The following is a 21,954-nucleotide window of genomic DNA, read 5'->3' on the forward strand; positions in this document are numbered from 1 at the left end:
GGTTGAGAACATCACGCGGCGGGCAGGCCCGCCGCGCAAAAGTCATCAATCGTGGTAGGCAGCTTCGCCGTGCGAGGCAAGGTCGAGACCTTCGCGTTCGGCTTCGACCGTGACGCGCAGGCCGACGATGATGTCGACGATCTTGTAGATGATGAAGGAGCCGATACCGCACCATGCGATGGTGACGAGAACGGCATAGACCTGCGTCATGAACTGGCCGCCCATGGTGACGCCTTCGGCATAACCGATGCCGCCGAGCGACGCAGAAGCGAAGATGCCGGTGGCAAGCGCGCCGAAGAGGCCGCCAATGCCGTGGACGCCGAACACGTCAGCCGTGTCGTCGTAGCCGAACTTGTTCTTGATGACGGCAACGAAGAAGTAGCACAGCGGCGAAACGATCAGGCCCATGACGATGGCGCCCATCGGGCCGGCAATGCCGGCAGCAGGCGTGATGGCAACGAGGCCGGCGATCATGCCCGAAACGGCACCGAGCAGCGAAGCCTTGCCGCGGGTAAACGTTTCGACGATGCACCACGAGATGATGGCAGCAGCGGTGGCAACGAAGGTGTTGACGGTTGCGAGCATCGCGCCGCCGGAGGCTTCGAGGTTGGAACCGGCGTTGAAGCCGAACCAGCCGACCCACAGCATGGCGGCGCCGACGAGCGTCAGCGTCATCGAATGCGGAGCCATCATGTCCTTGCCGTAGCCGGTACGCTTGCCGACCATGATCGCACCGATGAGGCCAGCGAGACCCGCATTGATGTGAACGACCGTGCCGCCAGCGAAGTCAAGTGCGCCCCAGCCGAAGATCAGGCCGTTTGCGTCCCAGACCATGTGAGCGATCGGGAAGTAGACGAAGGTGACCCACAGGATGCAGAACAGGATCGAAGCCGAGAACTTGATGCGTTCGGCAAAGGCGCCGATGATCAGTGCAGGCGTCAGTGCTGCGAAGGTCATCTGGAACATCACGAAGATGAATTCCGGAATGACGACGCCGTCAGAGAAGGTTGCGGCCGTCGAATCGACGCCGACGCCGGAGAGGAACATCTTGGCCGTGCCGCCCCAGAAGGCAGACGTGCTGCCACCGAAGGCGAACGAGTAACCGTAGGTGACCCAGATCAGCATGATGGCCGCACCAGCGACCGTGCACTGCATCAGGACGGACAGCATGTTCTTGGCGCGGACGAGACCGCCGTAGAACAGCGCAATGCCCGGCATCAGCATGAACAGCACGAGAAGCGTGCAGATGAACATGAAGGCGGTATCGGCCTTGTCCGGAATCGGTGCTGCGGCAGCGGCAGCAGGTGCTGCTTCCTGCGCAAACGCGACGGCCGGAGCGAAAAGCGCAGTTGCTGCGGCCCCAACGCGTCCAAGGTTGGAAATTTTTGTAAACGACATAGCTGGAAAACTCCCCTGACCGCCCTGCTTAAAGCGCTTCTGTGTTGGTTTCGCCGGTACGGATGCGCACGGCCTGTTCGATCGAGTAGACAAAAATCTTGCCATCGCCGATCTGGCCCGTCTTTGCGGACGACGCGATGGCTTCTACGGCCTTTTCAACCACATCGGCTGCGACGGCGATTTCGATTTTCAACTTCGGCAGGAAGCTGACGGCGTATTCGGTGCCACGATAGATTTCGGTATGTCCCTTCTGGCGCCCGTAACCCTTGACCTCGGTTACGGTCAGGCCCTGGATACCGACTGCCGTGAGAGCTTCGCGCACCTCATCGAGCTTGAACGGCTTGATAATGGCCATCACGATTTTCATGTGGTTTCCCATCCTTTGTTATCTCGGCGCCAACGGCCGATGTTCCCTGATCGACGGCTGATCAGGCGCATCGACTGCCACTCACCATTCAAGGCGCGTGCCAGATTCGAAACGAGAAATAAGTTATTGAAATGTAAAGATTAAAGATCAGCGCGTTAAACTTGCGGCAACTGATTGCCACAAAAGCGCCCAAATTAACGGCGCTTTTCAAAAAATGACTATTATTTAGTCATTTGCCCGTTTGCGAATCAGACCTTCCTGCGCGACGGACGCAATCAGCACGCCGGAACGCGTAAAAAGGCTGCCACGGGTCATTCCGCGGGCATTTCGGGCGTTCGGGCTGTCCTGCGTGTAGAGAAGCCAGTCGGCGAAATCGACCGGGCGATGAAACCACATGGCGTGGTCGATGCTTGCCGCCTGGATATTCGGATCGAAGATCGTCGAGCCATGCGCGTAGAGCGAGGTATCGAGCAGCGTCATATCGGACAGATAGGCCAGCACAGCGGCCTGCACGCCACGATCCATCGGCACCGGCCCAGTCGTGCGCACCCAGATCTGCTGCTCGGGCTCGAGTTTTTCGCGCGTCATGTAGTGGCGCAGAGAGACGGGACGGAATTCGACCGGTCGCTTCTGGCCCCAATATTTCTGGATCGCCTCGGGCGCATGCGACAGGACCTGCTTCTGGAAATCCTCCTCACCCAGCAACTGTTCCGGCGGCGGCACGTTCGGCATGTCGATCTGATGGTCGAAACCGGGCTCATCCACCTGGAAGGACGCCGTCATCGTGAAGATTGGCCGGCCATGCTGGACGGCGACGACACTGCGGGTGGTGAAACTGGAGCCGTCACGCATGCGCTCCACCTGGTAGACGATCGGCACGGCCGGATCGCCGGGGCGCAGAAAATAGGCATGCAGCGAATGGGTGAAACGATCCGCATCGACGGTGCGCTGGGCGGCAACCAGTGCCTGCGCGATCACCTGCCCGCCAAAAACGCGCTGCCAGCCAACCTTCGGGCTTTTGCCACGAAACAGGTTTTCCTCGAGCTTTTCGAGATCGAGCGTGGCGAGCAGGCCATCCATGGCGGAGCGTGCGGAATCGTCGTTATGCGGCATTTTGATCAGTCCCGGTGATAGGAAGCCGAAGAGGCATGCTCTATATAGACGAAGAAGCAGAATAGAAAACGGAGCCTGATATGCTGGACATGCTGATCGTCGGAGGCGGCTATGTGGGCCTCAGCGCCGCGGTGGCCGTCAAGCAGGCAGCGCCGCATCTGGCGGTCGAGGTGATCGAGGCAGCGCCGGAAGGCGTGTGGGAAAAGGATGAGCGCGCTTCTGCGGTGATTGCCGCCGCTAGCCGCATGCTCGACGTGTTTGGCGCCTGGCAGGAAATCTTGCCGGATGCGCAGCCGATAAACCGCATGATCGTCACCGATTCGCGCACCTCCGATCCGGTTCGTCCCGTTTTCCTCACCTTCGATGGAGACGTCGAGGGAGGCCGGCCATTTGCCCACATGATTCCCAACGTCTCGATGGTGCGGGCGCTGCGCAATGCCTGCGCACGCCTCGGCATCAGCATCCGCCACGGCGTTTCCGGCACCGGTTTCGTGACCGGCAACACGGCGACCACCCTCTCACTCTCGGATGGCTCGACGGTCGAGACCCGCCTTCTGGTTGCCTGCGACGGCGTACGCTCAAAGCTGCGCGATATGGCCGGCATCAAGACGGTGAGCTGGAAATACGACCAGTCGGGCATTGTCGCCACCGTCGAACATGAACGTTCGCACGAAGGCGTGGCCGAAGAACACTTTTTGCCGTCCGGCCCGTTCGCCATCCTGCCGCTCACCGGCAACCGTTCGTCGCTGGTCTGGACCGAGCGCACCGCCGATGCCGACCGGCTGGTCGCATCGGACGATCTGGTGTTCGAGGAAGAATTGCAGCGTCGCTTTGGCCACAAACTGGGAGAATTGCGCGTTCTGGGCGGACGCAAGGCATTTCCGCTCGGCCTTACCCTGTCACGATCCTTCGTCGCCCAACGGTTTGCATTGGCGGGCGATGCTGCCCATGGCATCCACCCGATTTCCGGCCAGGGCCTCAATCTGGGCTTCAAGGATGTGGCAGCGCTGGCGGAGACCGTGGTCGAGGCCGACAGGCTCGGTCTGGATATCGGCTCGCTCAACGTGCTGGAACGTTACCAGTCCTGGCGCCGCTTCGACACATTCAGAATGGGCGTCACCACTGATGTTCTGAACCGGCTGTTTTCCAACGATGTCGGCCCGATCCGTATCGCGCGCGATCTGGGAATGGGCATCGTCGAGCGCCTGCCGGGTGTGAAATCCTATTTCATCGGGGAAGCTGCTGGCACCTCGGAAAAAGGCGGGCCACGCCTGCTGTCCGGTCAGGCGATCTAACCGACAAAACTCAGCCTTCGAGCTTGCGGGCTTCGGAGACAAGCATGATCGGAATACCGTCGCGGATCGGATAGGCGAGCCGCGGCCCTTCCGACACGAGTTCATTGGTATCGCGCTGAAACACCAGCCGCCCCTTGGATAGCGGGCAAACCAGCAGTTCCAGCAGCCTTGGATCAACCTTGCTCAGTCTCTCGTCCATCGTCTCGCCTATTGCAGCCTTGTCGTATCAGCCTCGCCAAAACCGCGCGCCAGCAGGATCTCGGTGATCGCGATCAACGTGTCGGCGCGGGATTTCAGGTCCGGGGCTTCCAGCAATGCCTGTTTTTCGGCCGGACCGAAAGGGGACATCATCGACAGGGAATTGACCAGCGTGCGATTTCCGGCGCGCTCCACACTTTCCCAGTCCGCTTCCAGCTTGTTGGCATCGAGATAGGCGCGAAACACCCGCAGCAGGGCATCGCGATCGACGGATGCCTCATCCTCGTCGGTCAGGTCCGAAAGGAATGGCGAAATCTTGAAGCTGCGGAACGGGTGCCCGTCGCCAACTTCCTCGATCAGGCGAAAGCGGCAGATGCCGCTGAGAGAGGTGATGTAACGGCCGTCGCCCGTTTCGCCGAAGGAGGTGATGCGCCCGATACAGCCGATATGGCTGAGCGCGGAGCGTACTCCCTCTTCGCCCTCATGTTCGCCCATGGCGGGCTGCACGATACCGATCAACCGGTTGCCGGAAATGGCGGCATCGAACATGGCGAGATAACGCGGCTCGAAAATATTGAGAGGCAACTGGCCGCCGGGCAGAAGAAGCGCGCCGGTCAAAGGGAAAACGGGGACTTTTTCGGGCAGGTCCTCGAGTTTCAGATATCGCGCGTTGCCAACATGCATGCCTAACCTCCGGAAGTTCCGGCGGTCTCTCCCGCGGCTCTGTTTCATGCCGGCTGACCGCCTCACGAGTAATGTGGGGCGGTCATGCCGAAACGCAAGTGCAAGATTTGATCAGGAAAACAGAATGGACGACAGACGTCGGCGCGCCGAAATCGTCGCCGGATCTTTTGGACCCCAGACTTCGAAAAACTGCAGAAGCTGGCGGCGCGCGCCATCCTCATCGAATGTACGATCCTTGCGCATGATCGTCAGAAGGTGCTCGGCGGCCGCTTCACGATCGCCCTGCACGTTGAGGATTTTTGCAAGGTTCATGCGCGCTTCGTGATCGTCCGGATTGGCGGCAAGCGCCTGCTCAAGCGCCACGGGATCACCGAGCTTGCGGGCTTCCTCGATCTGCTCCAGCTTGGTTTTTACTGCCTGAATGGCAGGATCGGCGCTCATTTCTTCCGGCAGCGAGGCCAGCATCTGGCCGGCACGCGCGGTTTCGCCAAGTGCGATCAGGCACTGCATCATGCCGGCAGCGGCCTTTGCATTTTCCGGATCGGCCTGAAGCACGGCACTGTAAAGCTGGGCAGCATCCTGAACCTGACCGGCGACCAGCAGGCCTTCGGCTTCTGTCAGCACAGCCTCGATTTCGGCCGCCTGATCGGCGCCGGGAGGGCCGGCCAGCTTTTCGACGAATTCACGCACCTGGCTTTCCGGCACCGCACCCATGAAACCATCGACCGGGCGACCATCGACAAAGGCGATGACGGCCGGGATGGACTGAATGCCGAGCTGGCCGGGAATGGACGGGTGATCATCGATATTGAGCTTGACCAGACGCACCGCGCCGCCCGCCTCGTTGACGACCTTTTCGATGACTGGCGTCAACTGCTTGCACGGCCCGCACCAGGGCGCCCAGAAATCCACGAGAACCGGGCGGAGACGCGATTCCTCCAGAACATCCCTGGTGAAACCGGCCGTCGTCGTATCGACGATGACATCGCCGGCCGGTGCAGGCGCAGAAGCTGCGGCAACAGGTGCCGGTGCGGCAGGAGCGCCGCCATAGGAGACCGAAGCCCCGCCCTGGCCGCCGTAAGACTGGCCATAGGAGCCGCCATACTGGCTGCCGCCATAAGGATTGTTCGTGTCGCTCATGATGGTCTCCCCGAAGGTCTTTGAATGTCTTCTATATGTAGGCTGAAAAGATCGTATGTCAGCCCGTTACTTTCAAGACAAGCGGCTCATGCCCCGTGGCCTTGAAGAAGCGGATCAGATCAGTCGTCGAAACCGAGGTCGTCGCGTCGTTCGAAAGCGGGTGGCCGTTGATGATCTCGGATGCCATCAGCGCCTCGTCCAGCACGAAGGTGACGTTGTTGTCCTTGTCGTTGAAGGCGGCAAACACCGTCACCGAGCCGGGAATGACCCCTAGAAACTCGATCATCTTTTCCGGGCGGCCAAAAGAGACGCGACTGGAAGCACCGATGACCTTGTGAATGGTCTTCAGGTCCACCTCGGCCCGCTCCTCCACGGTCACGACAAAATACTGGTCCTTCTTGTCCTTCACGAACAGGTTCTTGGTGTGAGCGCCGGGAATTTCGTCGCGCAGGCTTTCCGACTCGGCAACGGTGAAGACCGGCGCATGGGTTTTGGTCGCATGCGGGATGCCGAGGCCATCCAGAAATTCAAAAAGATCGGCGGCGGTGGCGGGCAGTGTCACGGGCTGTTCAGTCTCGGTCATGTCGTGCTGTTCCATTGAATGTTTTCGCGACATTAGACAGCGCATCCGGTGGCAACAAGGTCTGCAAGCGACATGATCGGACCCGCCTGCTCGCTCGAGCATTGAGCTTTTTATCAACCGCCTCACCATTTTCTTCGCGTGCAGACAATTTCCCTGTTGCATTTGAAAATGGTTTGAGCGATACACCGCCTCGTCGCAGCGATGCGGCCCACGGTTCAGCATAACTACCCCGAACCGATGGATTATGAGCGGGTGTAGCTCAGGGGTAGAGCATAACCTTGCCAAGGTTAGGGTCGAGCGTTCGAATCGCTTCACCCGCTCCATTTTCTCTTCAAGCCGAATTGAGACACGATAGCACACGCTCAGCGTGATCGCTTTCGACATGACTGTTTTCGCGCTGGCGTAATCGGCATGCGGCCACGAATGGCGCACCGGCTTTTTCCACAAACACCATCAGAAAAATGCTCCAGCCTCGTCACAAAGGTGTTGCATTTGAAAATGGTTTGAGCGATACACCGCCTCGTCGCAGCGATGTGGCCCACGGTTCAGCATAACTACCCCGGACCGGTGGATTATGAGCGGGTGTAGCTCAGGGGTAGAGCATAACCTTGCCAAGGTTAGGGTCGAGCGTTCGAATCGCTTCACCCGCTCCATTCTCTCTCAGGAGAGATTTTTCCGAAAAACATCCATGACATTACGATCTGACCGGGCCTGACAAAGGCTTCGTTTGCCATGTCGGAAAAAGTTTAGCATCGCGGCGGAATAAACCGCATGCGGCTTGCGTATACTGGATCATGAGCAACAAACGGCAGCCCTTCGACGTTCTGACACAGCTTTCGAGCTTGCGTCGTTACGCGCGCTCGCTTGTTCGCCACCCTGATGATGCGGAAGACCTGGTCCATGACGCGCTGGTGCGCGCCTATGAACGCAAGGCGACATTCCGCACCGGCGGCAACCTGCGCAACTGGCTGCTGTCGATCGTCCACAACACCCATATCGACCGCCTGCGCCGCGCCAAATCGCTGGATCGCCGCCATGACGACGCGGCCTATTTGGTCGACACCGTGGAGCAGACCGATCCCCATCACTCGATCCGCCTGAAACAGTTGCGCGAGGCGTTTCACGATCTGCCCGATGAGCAGCGCGATGCCCTGCATCTGGTGGCGATCGAAGGCCTTTCCTATCAGGAGGCCGCCACCGCCCTTTCCATTCCCGTTGGCACGCTGATGTCGCGCATTTCGCGTGCGCGCGAAAAACTGCGCGCCTTCGAGGAAGGCCGGCGCAATGCCACACCCAGTCACCTGAAGATCATTGGAGGCGGACGCGATGAAACCCGTTGACCCGATCCTGCCCACCGATATCGACGCCTATGTGGACGACCAGCTCGACACCGCGCGCCGGATCGAGGTGGAGGCCCATCTGTCCGAACACCCGGAGATCGCCGCCAAGGTGATGGCCGACCTTTCCATTCGTGGCGAATTGCGTCTGGCGCTGGCAAAGGCGCCGACACATGGCCGGCCCGAAACCCGCGAGGCCGCCCGCCGCCTCCAAGGTGCGCTGTCGCGCAACCGCATGATCCATTCGATCCAGCGCGTGGCGGCAATCGGCCTGCTTCTGTGCGCCGGCTGGGTTGCCAATACCTATGTCGGCCCGTTCACGCCGAGCACGGTGGAAGCCTCGACACCGGTCCCGAGTTTTGTCGATGCGGCGATCGGTGCGCATACGACGTCGAAACTGCGCTCGACCATGCCGTCGCAGACGGAAACGGCCAATTACGACGCCGCCGACATCCGCTCGGCCACCGCCATCGTCATGCCGGATATTCCGGCCGACTGGCAGGTGAAGGACGTACAGATCTTTCCATCCGCCTTCGGCCCGAGCGTCGAGGTGACCATCCTGCGCGACGGCACCGAACGCCTGTCGCTGTTTGCCGTACGCCCCGGCAGTTTTGCCGTGCAGCAGGCGATGCTGACCAAATCCGGCGGTGTGCAGGCTTCCTACTGGCAGATCGGTGACGTCGCCTATGCGCTCGTTTCCGAAACAGACAACGCCAACCAGCTCAAGGACGAGGCGCAAACCCTCGCCGACACGCTTTACTAAGTTCAACAGAGGAGCAATTTCATGAATACGCCCCGTTTCGGCTACAATGCCTCGGTCGAATCCCGCGCGGGATTTGACGAGGGCCTGCGCAAGCACATGCTGCGCATCTACAACTACATGGGCCTCGGCCTGGTCATCACCGGCATCGTCGCTTTCGTCGTCGGCACCACGCCGGCGCTCTACGTGCCGATCTTCTCGTCGCCGCTCAAGTGGGTGGTGATGCTGGCCCCGCTCGCCTTCGTGTTCTTCTTCTCGTTCAAGATCCAGTCGATGTCGGCCGCATCGGCACAGATGACCTTCTGGGCCTTCTGCGCCGTGATGGGTCTTTCGCTCGCTTCCGTGTTCCTCGTGTTCACCGGTGCCAGCATCGCCCGCACCTTCTTCATCGCCGCCACCATGTTCGGCGCGACCAGCCTCTACGGCTACGTCACCAAGCGTGACCTCGCCAAGTTCGGCTCGTTCATGATCATGGGTCTGATCGGCGTGATGATCGCCTCAATCGTCAACATCTTCCTCGGCTCCAGCGCCCTGCAGTTCGCCGTCTCGGTCATCGGTATCGTCGTTTTCGTCGGCCTGACCGCCTGGGACACCCAGAACATCAAGGAACAGTATGCCGAAAACTACGATCAGGAGAGCCAGCAGAAAATGGCCGTGATGGGCGCGCTGTCGCTCTACCTGAACTTCGTCAACATCTTCCAGCTGCTGTTGAACTTCACCGGCCAGCGCGAAGAATAAGACGCATAACCAAGGAGTATCCTTCATGGACCAGAACGACCGCCACGCAATCGACGGCCTGTTCGGTAAACTGAAGCAGGTTGAAGGCCAGACCGGACCACGGGACGGCGAGGCCGAAACCTTCATCAACCAGCGCGTCGCATCGCAGCCGGCAGCGCCCTATTTCATGGCGCAGACGATCGTCGTGCAGGAGCAGGCACTTGAAGCCGCCCAGCGTCGTATCGAGGAACTGGAATACCAGGCCTCGGCACGCCCCGCAGGCGGTGGCGGGTTCCTCTCCAACCTGTTCGGCAACAACAGCCAGCCGCGTCAGCAGCCCGCCAACAGCGCCGCCTATCGCGGTGCGGCACCAGCGACAGCTGCCGCTTACGGTAATCAGGGTTACGCCCAGAATGCCAATGGCGACGCGAATGGTCAGCCGGGCGGCCAGCAGGCCGGACAGCCAAGCGGCCCCTGGGGTCGTCAGGGCGCCGCACAGCGCGGCGGCTTTGGTGGCGCGGGCGGCGGCGGCGGTTTTCTGGCCGGTGCTGCGCAGACAGCCATGGGTGTCGCCGGCGGCGTGCTGCTCGGCAATGCCATCATGGGCATGATGGGCGGCAACGAGGCTCAGGCAGCGGAAACGCCAGCCCCTGAACCAGCACAGCCGGCCGAAGATGCCGACACCGGAATGGATGACGGCGGCGACGACATGGATTTCTGATCCTCATCGCCTTCACCATCCGAAATGGCCGCGCCTGCCCGCGGCCATTTCTTTTTTCTGTCACGTCCTTCGCCTAAAAGGCTCGCATCGTCAGCGCATTCGCATTACCTCTGGACCCGATGGCCTCAGAAGAACACCCTCATATCGCCGACGATCACAACTGCGAGCAGAGCGCTCTGCGGTTTTCCGAAATCCTCGCAAACCTTGCCGGCGACGAAACGCGCGATCGTGTCTCGGTTGCCGATATCCTCGCCAGCATGAAGGACCGCGCCATCGGCGCACTGATCCTGGTCTTCGCGCTGCCCAACTGCCTGCCAGTGCCACCCGGCACCTCGGCCATACTGGGCGTGCCGCTGATATTCCTGACGGTGCAACTGATGTTCGGCTGGAAACCCTGGCTGCCGCAGTTGATTTCCGCACGCTCGATGGCGCGCACCGATTTCGGCACGATGATGAGCAAGGCCAATCCGTGGATCGCCAAGGCGGAACGGATGCTGAAACCGCGGCTGACAATGTTCGCGGCGCCACCGGCAGAACGGTTGCTCGGCGCCCTCTGCCTGGTCCTCGCGCTCGTGCTGGCGCTGCCCATCCCGCTCGGCAATATGCTGCCGGCGCTGGCGCTGTGCGTCATCGCCTTCGGCATTCTCGAAAAGGATGGCATCTGGACGATCGCAGGCGCTGCGATCGGTGTCGTTTCGCTCGGCGTTGTTGCAGGCGTGGTCTACGCCATGATCAAAAGCGCGATCTATCTGCTCCTGACCTTCTTCCAGTAATCAACTGCGCGAAAACACGTAGTCGGTTTCCTGCCGCAGGGTTTCGCCGGGCCGCAGCACGGCGCTGGGGAACCGCGGATGATTGGCGGCATCCGGCCAGACCTGCGTTTCCAGGCAGAAGCCGCCGTAATTGTCGTAAGGCCGGCCACCGATGCCGGACACCGGCACATGCAGCTTCACGCCGGCATAAAACTGCACGCCCGGTTCCGTGGTGCGCACTTCCATGGCCACGCCGGAATGGAGACTGCGCACCAGTGCCACGCTGCGTTTTTCCGTCCGTTCGGTCGAGAGGCAGAAATTGTGGTCGTAAGGCACCTGCTGGCCGGCGACCTCCCGGCGGATCGGCCGCATCTGATGAAAGTCGAAATCCGTACCGGCGACCGGAATGAGCGATCCGGTTGGCATCAGCATGTCGTCAACCTGCAGGTAATGATCGGCGGCCAGCATGATCTGGTGGTCAAGGATCGTATCGCTGCCATCGAGATTGAAATAGGAATGCTGGCAGACATTGCAGATGGTCGGCTTGTCGGTGATCGCCTCGTAGATGACCGAAAGAACGCCATCATCCTTGAGATGATAGGTCGCCGTGATCGTACAGTTGCCGGGATAACCGCCGCGACCATCGCCATCGGTGATCGACAGCACGACGCGGTCGGCGGAAAGATCGACGATCGTCCAGTTGCGTTTGGCGATACCGTCGCTGCCGCCATGCAGATGGCCCAGACCGTTTTCGTTGAGTTCCAGCTGGTAAGCCTGACCATCCAGTTCGAAATGGCCGGCGCTGATGCGGTTGGCGACGCGGCCGGGCGTGGCGCCGAAATAGGGCGAATAGCGCAGATACTCATCGAGCGTGTTGAGGCCGAGCACCAGTGGTGCCTCATGGCCTTCGAACCGCAGGTCCTGAATGACCGAGCCCCAGGTGAGAACCTTGGCGGTCAATCCACCACCGGATATCGTCACCCGGTGGACGGTCTCCCCCTTCGGCGTGTGACCGAAAACCTCGCGTTCCCCTGCAACCATAAACCCAGCTCCCTCAACCTGAGACAGCAACCTGTCTCATTTGGGTTGGCTTAGCAATGGGTTACGCATATTCGCAGTTATGAAAACCTTGCGACGGGAGATCCCGGTCGCAAGGTGCACCGATCAGTCGCGATCCTTGCCGATTTCCTCCAGATCATAGGAGGTGGTCTGGTAGATCTCATTGATCCAGTTTCCGAAAAACAGATGCGCATGGCTGCGCCAGCGGTTTTGCGGCGTCAGTTCGGCGTCGTTGTGCGGAAAGTAGTCATGCGGCATCTTGATCGGGATACCGGCATCGACATCGCGAAAATATTCGTCGGCAAGCGAGGTGGAATCGTATTCCACATGGTTGAACATGTAGAGCCGGTTGCCCTTTTTCTCGTGCACGAGGCACACGCCCATTTCCTCGGATTCCATCAGGATTTCCAGATCCGGCACCTTGGCGATGTCTTCACGGCGCACTTCCGTCCAGCGCGACACCGGCACCTGGAAATCGTCGGAGAAACCGTTGAGATAGACCGAAGCCGGCGCGAGATTGCGGTGCCGGTAGACGCCAAAGGCCTTTTCCTTCAGCTCGTGCTTGGGAACGCCATGGAAATGGTAGATCGACGCCATCGCACCCCAGCAGACATTCAGCGTCGAATGCACATTGGTATGCGTCCAGTCGAGGATCGTTTTCAACTCATCCCAATAGGTCACGGTCTCGTAGGGCAGCGTTTCCACCGGCGCACCGGTGATGATGAACCCGTCGAACTTGCGGTCCTTCACCTCTTCCCAGGTCTCGTAGAAGGACAGGAGATGTTCCTCCGACGTGTTCTTGGCCTTGTGGCCACCGATGCGCACCAGCGAAAACTGGACCTGCAGCGGCGAGGCGCCGACGAGGCGCGCCATCTGGATCTCGGTCTTGATCTTGTTGGGCATGAGGTTGAGCAGGCCGATCTGCAACGGGCGGATGTCCTGCCGCACGGCGGCGGTCTCGGTCATCACGCGCACGCCTTCCTGAACCAGCGTCTTGAAAGCAGGCAGGGTATCGGGAATCTTGATCGGCATGTTGGAACCCACAAAACAGAAAACCGGCCGCAAAAAATCGCAAACCGGTCCGTGGGAAGTACCTATTCCTCGCGGCCCTTTAGCGACTTTTTTAACGTGGCTGCAAGCCGGCCGGCCAAATCACCACGAAGTTCAGCATTTGAGATAATCCTTGCTGAGGCTGCCGTCAATGGCAGCATGATTTTGCCTTGAAGAGGCAGATCGCAGGCATTCTCCGTCACCTGACGAAAATCATCGGAATTGGGCGTCACGCTTTCCCTTTTTCGCCGGTTTGCGCTATGGGCATTGCCGATGACATCAACGACCTTCACCATTCTGCTTGGCGGACCACTGACCGTGACCGAGCGCCTGACACAGGCACTGGCCGGCAGCCGCAGCATTGCGGCCGATAGCGGCATGCGCCATGCGGCAGCACTTGGTTTGCAGCCGGAGCTCTGGGTGGGTGATTTCGACTCGTCCGACGCCGGCCTTCAGCAGCAATGGCCCGATGTCGAACGTCAGTCCTATCCGCCTGCCAAGAACGAAACGGACGGCGAAATCGCCACCGGTGAGGCCATCGCACGCGGGGCAAAACGCCTGATCCTTGCCGGCGCGCTGGGCGGCGAGCGCTCGGACCATGCGTTGCAACACCTGCTGCATGCCGTGCGGCTGGCCGAGGAGGGGTTCGACATTCTTCTGACGTCGGGCGAGGAAGAAGCCGTGCCGCTTCTGCCGGGCACGATCACTCTCGACCTGCCCGGCAATTCGCTGTTTTCGGTTCTCGGCTTTTCCGATCTGGAAGGGCTCGATATCCGCAACGTCCGTTATCCCGTCACCGACTTTTCGCTTCCATTCGGCTCCTCGCGCACCGTTTCCAATGTCGCGGAAGGCACCGTGGAATTTTCTCTTCAGCGAGGCAGGGCAATCGTCCTCGCCCGCCCCTATGACCTGACCGGAGCCTGAACCATGGCACCCCCAATTCTGAAACTCGACGACATCCTGCTGACCTTTGGTGGCGCGCCGCTTCTGAACGGCGCCAACCTGCAGGTGGAACCGGGCGACCGTATCTGCCTTGTAGGCCGCAACGGCTCGGGCAAATCGACACTGATGAAGATCGCTGCCGGCATTGTCGAAGCGCAATCGGGCGAGGTCTTTCGTCATCCGTCGGCGACCATTCGCTATCTCGAACAGGCGCCCGATTTCGGCGGCTACACCACCGTTCAGGCCTATGCCGAATCCGGCCTTGGACCGGGCGATGATCCGTACCGCGTCACCTATCTTCTGGAACATCTCGGCCTGACCGGCGAGGAAGACCCTGCCCGCCTTTCGGGCGGCGAGGCACGCCGTGCCGCACTTGCCCGCGTCATGGCGCCGGAACCCGATATTCTGATGCTGGACGAGCCGACCAACCATCTCGACCTGCCGACCATCGAATGGCTGGAAGAAGAGTTGCGCAAGACGCGCAGCGCGCTTGTCGTCATCAGCCACGACCGTCGTTTCCTTGAAAAGGTGTCGAACGCCACCGTCTGGCTGGACCGCGGCACATCCCGCCGGCTTTCGCGTGGCTTTGGCCATTTCGAAGCCTGGCGTGATCAGGTGCTGGAAGAGGAAGAGATCGAGCAGCACAAGCTGGGCAAGGCAATCGAACGCGAAGAACACTGGATGCGCTATGGCGTGACCGCACGCCGCAAGCGCAACATGCGCCGCGTCGGCGAATTGCAGGCCATGCGCGCCGATTATCGTGGCCACAAGGGAGCGCAGGGTTCTGTTCAGGCCTCGGTGGCCGAAGGTCGCGAATCCGGCAAGCTGGTGGTGGAAGCTGAAAACATCACCAAGGCTTATGAAGACCGCACCATCGTCGCACCCTTCTCGATCCGCATCCATCGTGGCGACCGCATCGGTCTCGTCGGCCCGAACGGCGCCGGCAAGACGACACTTCTGAAGATGCTGACCGGCCAGTTGAAGCCCGACAGTGGCTGGATCAAGCTCGGTACCAATCTGGAAATCGCCACGCTGGACCAGAAGCGCGAAGATCTCGATCTCGAAGACACGCTGTCGCATTACCTGACCGACGGTCGCGGCGAGACATTGCTGGTCAATGGCGAGCAGCGGCATGTGGCCGGTTACATGAAGGACTTTCTGTTCCAGCCGGAGCAGATCCGCACGCCGATCAAGAACCTTTCGGGTGGCGAGCGCGCCCGGCTGATGCTGGCCCGCATGCTGGCCAAGCCATCGAACCTGTTGATCCTCGACGAACCGACCAACGACCTCGACATCGAGACGCTTGATCTGCTGCAGGAAATCGTTGCGGGTTATAACGGCACCGTCATTCTCGTCAGCCACGACCGTGACTTTCTCGACCGCACCGTGACCTCGACCATCGCGCCGGCCAGCCCGGATGCACCGGATGGCGACTGGATCGAATACGCAGGTGGCTACACCGACATGCTGGCGCAGCGAAAAGGTGCCGCTGACGAAAAGCGCAAGGCGGAAAAGGCAAAGTCGGTGGCAACACCCACCGCATCGTCATCGACAGCTGGCGAGCCGGCGAAATCCAAGGGCAAACTCTCCTTCAAGCAGAAGTTTGCGCTCGAAAACCTGCCGAAGGAAATCGCCAAGGCAGAAGCCGAGCTTGCCAAGCACGATCAGGCCATGGCCGACCCCAACCTGTTTTCGAAGGACCCGAAAGCCTTTGCAAAACTGGCGGAACAGGCGGCGGCCTTGCGTGAAAAACAGGCAAAGATGGAAGAGGAATGGCTGGAGCTGGAAATGCTGCGCGAGGAGCTGGAAAGCTAATGCAAACAAAATGTTATTGTTAACAATATTTTAGACCGACAAAAATCTGTCGCGTGGCGGAACATTAGCGTTTGCTGGACGTTCGATACGTAATCCGGTCACATGCCCTTGGAAAAGGCCTGTGCCGGAGACATGTTTCGAGTTCAACGAGGGGACGTTCCGTGTCGGCGAGTTCTGCGTTTCGCCGAGTGGCGAGCAAACAAATGATTCAACGGGTTATGATCGTTGAGGACGAATTCCTCATTGCACTTGATGTGGCCGAGACCATTGAAGGAATGGGCCTGGAAGTCTCCGGTTTTGCCAGCGGACGCAAGCATGCCATGGCACTTGCGGCTTCTTCCGACATTGCTCTTGTCGACATCAATCTTTCCGATGGTCCGACCGGACCCGAGATCGCCCGGCAGCTGGCCGAGGAATTCGGCATCACCGTGATTTTCATGACGGCCAACCCGGAAGACGTGAATGACGGCGTCGAAGGCACGCTCGGTGTGCTGACCAAACCGGCCATGCCGGAAGTGCTGGAACAGTCGATCAATTATGCGATCGCCAGCCGCGTCGGCGGCATCGCGGCCGTGCCGCGTGAGCTGCACGTGTTCCGCCATACCCAGCACTGACGCCCCATCGGCGGCGCTTGCCAAGATCGCAGGCACGGATTACATCTTTTACCGCTCTAACGGGGTGCTGCATGTAAATGCGGCTGAGAGGCTTTTGCCAACCCGCGGAACCTGATCCGGCTAACACCGGCGGAGGGATTAGACGGCTCATCATCAGCGCCCTATTCCCATTATTCGTATTGAGGAGGCGCCGATGCGCAAACGAATATTTTCCCTTGCCGCGGTTTTGACTGCCGCTCTGTCCTTTGCCCTGCCGGCCCATGCGCAGGAGAAAAAGACACTCACTGTCTACACCTACGAAAGTTTTGTCGCCGAATGGGGTCCCGGCCCCAAGGTGAAAGCGGCGTTCGAGAAGACCTGCGACTGCACGGTCAATTTCGTCGCCGTCGCCGATGGCGTGGCGCTTTTGACGCGCCTCAAGCTGGAAGGCGCCGGCACCAAGGCCGATATCGCACTCGGCCTCGATACCAATCTCGTGAAAGAGGCGATCGATACCGGCCTGTTCGACAAGAGTGGCGTCGACACGGCGAAACTGACGGTTCCCGGCGGTTATCAGGACGATATTTTCGTGCCCTATGACTACGGCCATTTCGCCGTTGTCTACGATACGCAGACGCTGAAGAACCCGCCGAAAAGCCTGAAGGAACTGGTGGAGGGCGACCCTTCCCAAAAAATCGTCATTCAGGACCCACGCACCTCGACGCCGGGTCTCGGTCTGCTTTTGTGGGTGAAATCCGTGTATGGCGACAAGGCGCCGGAAGCCTGGGCACAACTGAAGAAGCGCGTGCTGACGGTAACGCCCGGCTGGTCGGAAGCCTATGGCATGTTCACCAAGGGCGAAGTGCCGATGGTACTCTCCTACACCACCTCGCCCGCCTATCACATGGTCGAGGATAAGAGCGACCGCTATCAGGCCGCGGCCTTTTCCGAAGGTCATTATATCCAGATCGAGGTGGCCGGTCTCTTGAAGAACACGCCGAACAGGGAACTGGCGCAGAAATTCCTCTCCTTCATGGTGACGCCAGCGTTTCAGGACGAGATCGCCACCACCAACTGGATGATGCCGGTAACGGCAACCGACAAACCGCTGCCGGACGCTTTCGACAAGCTGGTGAAGCCGTCAAAGACGTTTCTGATGGACCCGGCACAGGTGGCAAACAACCGCCGCGCCTGGATCGATGAATGGCTGGCCGCCATGAGCCTGAACTGACCCATGCTGACGAAGGCGGAGCGACAACGCGGATATGCCGGCGGCGGAGTGGTTTTCGCCGGCATCACCCTGTTCATCGCTCTCGCCGTCATCGCCCTTCTCTTCTTCGACAGCGGTGACACGGGCCGACCACTGTTCGATGCCTATGTCTGGCGTATTCTGCGTTTCACGCTTTTGCAGGCAGGGCTTTCGACATTGCTTTCGGTGGCACTTGCCTTGCCGCTGGCGCTGGCGCTGGCACGCCAGCCCAAATTCCCCGGCCGCATCTGGATCATCCGGCTGATGGCCGTGCCGATGGGCCTGCCGGTTCTGATCGGCGCGCTTGGCCTGATCGGCATCTGGGGCCGCACCGGCGTGCTCAACAGCGGGCTGGCGATGATCGGCGTCAGCGATCCGGTCAGCATCTATGGCCTGAGCGGTATTCTGATCGCACATGTGTTTTTCAACCTGCCGCTCGCCTGCCGGCTGCTTCTGGCCGGGCTGGAGCGCCTTCCGCCGGAATATTGGCGATTGTCGGCCAGCCTCGGCTTGCCCTCTTTCTCCGTATTCCGTTTTGTCGAGTGGCCGGCGGTGAAGCCACTTCTGGCCGGGATTGCGGGATTGGTGTTTATGCTCTGCGCCACCAGCTTTACGCTTGTGCTAGTGCTTGGTGGCGGGCCGGCAGCAACGACGCTGGAAGTGGCGATCTACCAGTCGCTGCGCTTCGATTTCGATCCTGCGCGCGCCATCTCCCTATCCCTGCTGCAGATCGCCGTCACCGCATCGGTTCTGGCTCTTATGGCGCTGCTGCCGACACCTGGGGACGACAATGCCGCCACCGGTCGTTCGGCACGGCGGTTCGATGGCGGCAGCAGCGCTGCGCGTTTCTGGGATGGAATTTTTATTGTCCTCGCCGTGCTCTTTCTGTGCCTGCCACTCGTCTCCATCCTTGTTGCCGGGGTAAAAGCCGATTTTGCCCGGCTGTTGACCACCCCCGTATTCTGGAAGGCAGTATGGACGAGTGTGTGGATCGCCCTTATGGCCGCAATGATCTCGCTGGCGGCGGCGATCACCATCATCAATGCCCGCGCCGCCCTGGCCGACAGCCGCAAACCCGGCCTCACCGCCCGCAGTTTTTCCGCCCTGCTTGCCAGCCTGTCATCGCTTGTGCTGCTTGTGCCGCCGGTGGTGATCGGTACCGGCTGGTTCCTGCTGCTCCGGCCTTACGGCGAGGTTTCGCGCTTTGCACCGCTGCTGGTGGTGATGATCAACGCCATGACCGCCCTGCCCTTCGTGATGCGCGTTCTGTCTCCCGCCTTTGCGATACACAGGCAACGGACGGCCAGACAGGCCACCAATCTCGGCGTTTTCGGCTTCACACGGCTGCGGCTGATTGACCTGCCGGTGCTGAAAACCCCTCTCGCCACAGCCCTCTCCTTCGCCATGGCTTTGTCGCTCGGTGATCTCGGCGCGGTCGCGCTGTTCGGATCGGAGGATCTCGTCACCCTGCCCTGGCTGGTCTATAGCCGGCTGGGCAGCTACCGTACCGCCGATGCGGACGGGTTTGCACTGATTCTGGCCCTTCTGTGCCTGGGCTTGACGATTGCCGGCACGGCCGGTCAACGCGACAGGAAAGACGAACGAGGATGACAGCCAGCGAGCCATCCGGCATTCGAGTGCAGAACGTGGGCCTGACGCTGGGCACCCGAAAATTCCGGTTCGATTGCGAACTGCCAGGCGGCGCGATCACCGCCATTACCGGCCCCTCAGGATCGGGAAAATCCACACTTCTCAACCTGATCGCCGGCTTCGAGACACCGGACAGCGGAAAAATTTCGATTGGCGGCAGCAATGTCACGGCATTGCATCCTTCGCAGCGGCCGGTGTCGCTGGTGTTTCAGGATAACAATCTTTTCGCCCATCTGGACCTTGCCACCAATATCGGCCTTGGCATTCACCCCGCGCTGAAGCTCACCTCCGGCGACAGGAAACGGATAAGCGAGGCGCTGGAGCGTGTGGGTTTGGGCGGATATGAAAAGCGCATGCCGGGCACTCTGTCCGGCGGCGAAAGACAGCGTGCCGCTTTTGCCCGCGCGCTGGTGCGGCAGCGCCCCGTGCTTCTGCTGGATGAGCCTTTTGCCGCACTTGATCCGGGCCTGCGACAATCGATGGCACGGCTGCTGCTGGAACTTCACCGTGAGACGGGCAACACTGTCGCCATCGTTACCCACGATGCCGGTGAGGTGCGCCAGCTTGCGGATCACGCGCTGTTCATCGATCATGGCGAGGTCGCCTTGCAGGCGGAAATCGAGGTATTTCTGATGCGCAGGGACGTGCCCGGCCTCACGGAATTCCTCGACTTGTGAAAAAGCGTCAACGGGCGTGCCACAATTTGGACGTGGGCTGATGCAAAGTCCGCTATCCGAACGATAACGGATTGGTAATTACTTGCAAAAGCTTGGCTTCTTTCTATTTCCTTGGACATTCGTGCATGCAGCACGCAAAATCAGTTAAGTGGAATATGACGTTTGGCGGGTTTCAGGCGTCGGGTCATCGTGGAGACCCGACAGGCAGACCTGCCACTACAGGCTTGAGCAAATGACGGTTGGCAAAGCGGCAACAGATATGACGGAAGGCAGCACCATCGGAGCTCGCATCGGTGCACCTGCAGTCAGGCGCAGACGCCTGCCATCGGCAGGACTTTGCCTGTTGCTGGCAGGCGCAACATTCCTGTCCGGTTGCCAGTCCATCCTCGACCAGACCTACCAGGCCAATGTTTCGCCGTCGTCCAATCCGCAGATCGTCGACGAGGTGCAGAAGAACGATCCGCGTGCGCAGATGGGTGCGCGCGAGCATCCGCGCATCGTGGCGAGCTACGGCGGCGAATATCACGACGCCAAGACGGAACGCCTCGTTGCCCGCATTGCCGGTGCGCTGACGGCGGTGTCGGAAAACCCGAACCAGTCTTTCCGCATCACCATCCTGAATTCCCCGGCAATCAACGCATTCGCGCTACCCGGCGGTTATCTTTACGTGACGCGCGGCCTGCTGGCACTTGCCAACGACGCCTCGGAAGTGGCGGCCGTGCTCTCGCACGAAATGGGCCACGTGACCGCCAACCACGGCATCGAGCGCCAGAAGCGTGAAGAAGCGGAAGTGATCGCCAGCCGCGTGGTTGCCGAAGTCCTCTCCAGCGATCTTGCCGGCAAGGCAGCGCTGGCGCGCGGCAAGCTGCGCCTCGCCGCCTTCTCGCGTCAGCAGGAACTGCAGGCCGACGTGATCGGCGTGCGCATGCTGGGCGAAGCCGGTTACGACCCCTATGCCTCGCCGCGCTTTCTCGACTCCATGGCGGCTTACGCCCGTTATTCGGCGGTCGATCCGGACAATGACCAGAGCCTCGACTTTCTGTCCAGCCACCCGAACGCGCCACAGCGCGTGGAACTGGCGCGCCAGCACGCCCGCAATTTCGGCCAGGAAGGCACGGTCGGTGACCGTGGTCGCGATTATTACCTCGCCGGCATCGATGGTCTGCTTTACGGCGACAGCCCGGAAGAAGGCTATGTTCGCAACGAGACCTTCCTGCATGGCGGGCTGGGCATCCGTTTCGACGTGCCGGAAGGGTTTCGCATCGACAACAAGGTCGAAGCCGTTCTGGCAACCGGCCCGAACGAAACAGCGATCCGCTTCGACGGTGTGGCCGCCGGCGATACCGGCAGCCTGACCAATTACATGACCAGCGGCTGGGTGGCCGGCCTGCTGCCCGATACCGTCCGGGAAATCACCGTCAACGGCCTGCCGGCGGCAACCGCCCGCGCCAGTGCCGAGCGCTGGGATTTCGACGTTACCGTCATCCGCATTGACAAGCAGATTTTTCGTTTCCTGACGGCGGTGCCGAAAGGTAGCGCCATCCTGCAGCCGACGGCCGATATCCTGCGCCAGAGCTTTCGCCGCATGACACCGCAGGAAATCGCCAGCCTCAAGCCGCTGCGCGTGCGCGTCGTCACCGTCGCTGCCAACGACACGATCACCAGCCTCGCGGCGCGCATGATGGGCACGGATCGCAAGCTCGACCTGTTCAAGCTGATCAACGCCATGCCCGCCAGTGCAACCGTATCGGCGGGGCAAAAGGTGAAGATCATTTCGGAATAGGCCCGACCCGGATCCGGCATATAGAGCCAAATGCAAAAAGCCTCCTGACCGCGCGGCCAGGAGGCTTTTTC

The 21,954-nt window shown here is 60.5% G+C and carries 22 protein-coding genes, 2 tRNA genes and 2 riboswitches; of the genes, 15 read left to right on the forward strand and 9 right to left on the reverse strand.

Features of this window, described 5'->3' with window-relative positions; all coding sequences use genetic code 11:
* Nucleotides 1-45 precede the first annotated feature (45 nt).
* From EDF70_RS20625 to tesB, 3 genes are all read right to left on the reverse strand, one after another.
* On the reverse strand, nt 46-1,398 hold the full coding sequence (locus tag EDF70_RS20625; protein ID WP_132277405.1) for an ammonium transporter: 1,353 nt from the start codon (nt 1,396-1,398) through the stop codon (nt 46-48).
* 28 nt (nt 1,399-1,426) lie between these two features.
* Entirely contained in the window at nt 1,427-1,777 is a 351-nt protein-coding gene (locus EDF70_RS20630) for a P-II family nitrogen regulator (RefSeq protein WP_165932080.1), read from the reverse strand.
* 213 nt (nt 1,778-1,990) lie between these two features.
* Entirely contained in the window at nt 1,991-2,878 is an 888-nt protein-coding gene (gene tesB / locus EDF70_RS20635; protein ID WP_245519256.1) for an acyl-CoA thioesterase II, read from the reverse strand.
* Nucleotides 2,879-2,958: 80 nt separating this feature from the next.
* On the opposite strand from tesB, the gene EDF70_RS20640 reads away from it, so the two are divergent.
* Entirely contained in the window at nt 2,959-4,173 is a 1,215-nt protein-coding gene (locus EDF70_RS20640) for a ubiquinone biosynthesis hydroxylase (protein ID WP_132277409.1), read from the forward strand.
* Between the two features lie 10 nt (nt 4,174-4,183).
* On the opposite strand, the gene EDF70_RS20645 is transcribed toward EDF70_RS20640, so the two are convergent.
* From EDF70_RS20645 to EDF70_RS20660, 4 genes are all read right to left on the reverse strand, one after another.
* A complete protein-coding gene (locus EDF70_RS20645; RefSeq protein ID WP_132277411.1) occupies nt 4,184-4,372 on the reverse strand; it encodes a Trm112 family protein in 189 nt (62 codons plus the stop codon).
* 8 nt (nt 4,373-4,380) lie between these two features.
* Nucleotides 4,381-5,055, reverse strand: coding sequence for an LON peptidase substrate-binding domain-containing protein (locus EDF70_RS20650; RefSeq protein WP_132277413.1), 675 nt, complete (start codon nt 5,053-5,055; stop codon nt 4,381-4,383).
* Nucleotides 5,056-5,166: 111 nt separating this feature from the next.
* Nucleotides 5,167-6,195: a thioredoxin gene (gene trxA, locus EDF70_RS20655; protein ID WP_132277415.1), complete on the reverse strand. Its 1,029-nt coding sequence runs from the start codon at nt 6,193-6,195 to the stop codon at nt 5,167-5,169.
* Nucleotides 6,196-6,253: 58 nt separating this feature from the next.
* Nucleotides 6,254-6,778, reverse strand: a complete 525-nt coding sequence (locus EDF70_RS20660; RefSeq protein WP_132277417.1) for a prolyl-tRNA synthetase associated domain-containing protein — start codon at nt 6,776-6,778, stop codon at nt 6,254-6,256.
* Between the two features lie 248 nt (nt 6,779-7,026).
* Between EDF70_RS20660 and EDF70_RS20665 the strand changes: the two genes are divergently transcribed.
* From EDF70_RS20665 to EDF70_RS20695, 7 genes are all read left to right on the forward strand, one after another.
* Nucleotides 7,027-7,101: transfer RNA gene (locus EDF70_RS20665), tRNA-Gly, on the forward strand.
* 255 nt (nt 7,102-7,356) lie between these two features.
* A tRNA-Gly gene (locus tag EDF70_RS20670) sits at nt 7,357-7,431 on the forward strand.
* A 141-nt stretch (nt 7,432-7,572) separates the two neighbouring features.
* Nucleotides 7,573-8,118 carry a sigma-70 family RNA polymerase sigma factor gene (locus tag EDF70_RS20675; protein WP_132277419.1) on the forward strand — a complete coding sequence of 182 codons (546 nt, stop codon included), beginning with the start codon at nt 7,573-7,575 and terminating at the stop codon, nt 8,116-8,118.
* Complete coding sequence (locus tag EDF70_RS20680; RefSeq protein WP_132277421.1) at nt 8,105-8,878, forward strand: anti-sigma factor; 774 nt, start codon at nt 8,105-8,107, stop codon at nt 8,876-8,878. The genes EDF70_RS20675 and EDF70_RS20680 overlap by 14 nt, the downstream gene beginning before the upstream one ends.
* Before the next feature lie 21 nt (nt 8,879-8,899).
* Nucleotides 8,900-9,613 (forward strand): Bax inhibitor-1/YccA family protein, encoded by a 714-nt coding sequence (locus EDF70_RS20685; RefSeq protein ID WP_132277423.1) that lies wholly within the window; start codon nt 8,900-8,902, stop codon nt 9,611-9,613.
* A 25-nt stretch (nt 9,614-9,638) separates the two neighbouring features.
* Nucleotides 9,639-10,313, forward strand: coding sequence for a DUF2076 domain-containing protein (locus EDF70_RS20690; RefSeq protein ID WP_132277425.1), 675 nt, complete (start codon nt 9,639-9,641; stop codon nt 10,311-10,313).
* Between the two features lie 119 nt (nt 10,314-10,432).
* Nucleotides 10,433-11,086 carry an exopolysaccharide biosynthesis protein gene (locus EDF70_RS20695; RefSeq protein ID WP_132277427.1) on the forward strand — a complete coding sequence of 218 codons (654 nt, stop codon included), beginning with the start codon at nt 10,433-10,435 and terminating at the stop codon, nt 11,084-11,086.
* Here EDF70_RS20695 and EDF70_RS20700 read toward each other — a convergent pair whose 3' ends face one another.
* Nucleotides 11,087-12,106, reverse strand: a complete 1,020-nt coding sequence (locus EDF70_RS20700; RefSeq protein ID WP_132277429.1) for an aldose epimerase family protein — start codon at nt 12,104-12,106, stop codon at nt 11,087-11,089.
* A 123-nt stretch (nt 12,107-12,229) separates the two neighbouring features.
* Nucleotides 12,230-13,156, reverse strand: a complete 927-nt coding sequence (gene metA / locus EDF70_RS20705) for a homoserine O-succinyltransferase (RefSeq protein WP_132277431.1) — start codon at nt 13,154-13,156, stop codon at nt 12,230-12,232.
* 59 nt (nt 13,157-13,215) lie between these two features.
* A riboswitch (SAM riboswitch) is annotated at nt 13,216-13,293 on the reverse strand.
* 154 nt (nt 13,294-13,447) lie between these two features.
* Between metA and EDF70_RS20710 the strand changes: the two genes are divergently transcribed.
* From EDF70_RS20710 to EDF70_RS20740, 7 genes are all read left to right on the forward strand, one after another.
* Nucleotides 13,448-14,098: a thiamine diphosphokinase gene (locus EDF70_RS20710; protein ID WP_132277433.1), complete on the forward strand. Its 651-nt coding sequence runs from the start codon at nt 13,448-13,450 to the stop codon at nt 14,096-14,098.
* A gap of 3 nt (nt 14,099-14,101) precedes the next feature.
* Nucleotides 14,102-15,931: an ABC-F family ATP-binding cassette domain-containing protein gene (locus tag EDF70_RS20715; RefSeq protein ID WP_132277435.1), complete on the forward strand. Its 1,830-nt coding sequence runs from the start codon at nt 14,102-14,104 to the stop codon at nt 15,929-15,931.
* A 188-nt stretch (nt 15,932-16,119) separates the two neighbouring features.
* Complete coding sequence (locus tag EDF70_RS20720; protein ID WP_281033628.1) at nt 16,120-16,545, forward strand: response regulator; 426 nt, start codon at nt 16,120-16,122, stop codon at nt 16,543-16,545.
* A 50-nt stretch (nt 16,546-16,595) separates the two neighbouring features.
* A riboswitch (TPP riboswitch) is annotated at nt 16,596-16,700 on the forward strand.
* 38 nt (nt 16,701-16,738) lie between these two features.
* Entirely contained in the window at nt 16,739-17,755 is a 1,017-nt protein-coding gene (gene thiB / locus EDF70_RS20725) for a thiamine ABC transporter substrate binding subunit (RefSeq protein ID WP_132277439.1), read from the forward strand.
* Nucleotides 17,756-17,758: 3 nt separating this feature from the next.
* Nucleotides 17,759-19,384: a thiamine/thiamine pyrophosphate ABC transporter permease ThiP gene (thiP, locus tag EDF70_RS20730; RefSeq protein ID WP_132277441.1), complete on the forward strand. Its 1,626-nt coding sequence runs from the start codon at nt 17,759-17,761 to the stop codon at nt 19,382-19,384.
* Entirely contained in the window at nt 19,381-20,100 is a 720-nt protein-coding gene (locus EDF70_RS20735) for an ATP-binding cassette domain-containing protein (RefSeq protein ID WP_132277443.1), read from the forward strand. Before thiP ends, EDF70_RS20735 begins: the two co-directional genes overlap by 4 nt.
* A gap of 232 nt (nt 20,101-20,332) precedes the next feature.
* Nucleotides 20,333-21,883: a M48 family metalloprotease gene (locus tag EDF70_RS20740; protein ID WP_245519257.1), complete on the forward strand. Its 1,551-nt coding sequence runs from the start codon at nt 20,333-20,335 to the stop codon at nt 21,881-21,883.
* Nucleotides 21,884-21,954: the final 71 nt, after the last annotated feature.

The sequence above is a fragment of the Neorhizobium sp. JUb45 genome (genome assembly GCF_004343585.1).
Lineage (GTDB): Bacteria > Pseudomonadota > Alphaproteobacteria > Rhizobiales > Rhizobiaceae > Neorhizobium.

Coding starts and splice junctions, on each gene's coding strand:
- EDF70_RS20715 (WP_132277435.1), top strand. CDS start 14,102: ATGGCACCCCCAATTCTGAAACTCGACGACATCCTGCTGACCTTTGGT.
- EDF70_RS20740 (WP_245519257.1), top strand. CDS start 20,333: ATGACGGTTGGCAAAGCGGCAACAGATATGACGGAAGGCAGCACCATC.
- EDF70_RS20660 (WP_132277417.1), bottom strand. CDS start 6,778: ATGACCGAGACTGAACAGCCCGTGACACTGCCCGCCACCGCCGCCGAT.
- EDF70_RS20710 (WP_132277433.1), top strand. CDS start 13,448: ATGACATCAACGACCTTCACCATTCTGCTTGGCGGACCACTGACCGTG.
- EDF70_RS20645 (WP_132277411.1), bottom strand. CDS start 4,372: ATGGACGAGAGACTGAGCAAGGTTGATCCAAGGCTGCTGGAACTGCTG.
- EDF70_RS20640 (WP_132277409.1), top strand. CDS start 2,959: ATGCTGGACATGCTGATCGTCGGAGGCGGCTATGTGGGCCTCAGCGCC.
- EDF70_RS20700 (WP_132277429.1), bottom strand. CDS start 12,106: ATGGTTGCAGGGGAACGCGAGGTTTTCGGTCACACGCCGAAGGGGGAG.
- EDF70_RS20735 (WP_132277443.1), top strand. CDS start 19,381: ATGACAGCCAGCGAGCCATCCGGCATTCGAGTGCAGAACGTGGGCCTG.
- EDF70_RS20680 (WP_132277421.1), top strand. CDS start 8,105: ATGAAACCCGTTGACCCGATCCTGCCCACCGATATCGACGCCTATGTG.
- EDF70_RS20695 (WP_132277427.1), top strand. CDS start 10,433: ATGGCCTCAGAAGAACACCCTCATATCGCCGACGATCACAACTGCGAG.
- EDF70_RS20675 (WP_132277419.1), top strand. CDS start 7,573: ATGAGCAACAAACGGCAGCCCTTCGACGTTCTGACACAGCTTTCGAGC.
- EDF70_RS20630 (WP_165932080.1), bottom strand. CDS start 1,777: ATGGGAAACCACATGAAAATCGTGATGGCCATTATCAAGCCGTTCAAG.
- thiP (WP_132277441.1), top strand. CDS start 17,759: ATGCTGACGAAGGCGGAGCGACAACGCGGATATGCCGGCGGCGGAGTG.
- EDF70_RS20625 (WP_132277405.1), bottom strand. CDS start 1,398: ATGTCGTTTACAAAAATTTCCAACCTTGGACGCGTTGGGGCCGCAGCA.
- trxA (WP_132277415.1), bottom strand. CDS start 6,195: ATGAGCGACACGAACAATCCTTATGGCGGCAGCCAGTATGGCGGCTCC.
- EDF70_RS20685 (WP_132277423.1), top strand. CDS start 8,900: ATGAATACGCCCCGTTTCGGCTACAATGCCTCGGTCGAATCCCGCGCG.
- thiB (WP_132277439.1), top strand. CDS start 16,739: ATGCGCAAACGAATATTTTCCCTTGCCGCGGTTTTGACTGCCGCTCTG.
- tesB (WP_245519256.1), bottom strand. CDS start 2,878: ATGCCGCATAACGACGATTCCGCACGCTCCGCCATGGATGGCCTGCTC.
- EDF70_RS20650 (WP_132277413.1), bottom strand. CDS start 5,055: ATGCATGTTGGCAACGCGCGATATCTGAAACTCGAGGACCTGCCCGAA.
- metA (WP_132277431.1), bottom strand. CDS start 13,156: ATGCCGATCAAGATTCCCGATACCCTGCCTGCTTTCAAGACGCTGGTT.
- EDF70_RS20690 (WP_132277425.1), top strand. CDS start 9,639: ATGGACCAGAACGACCGCCACGCAATCGACGGCCTGTTCGGTAAACTG.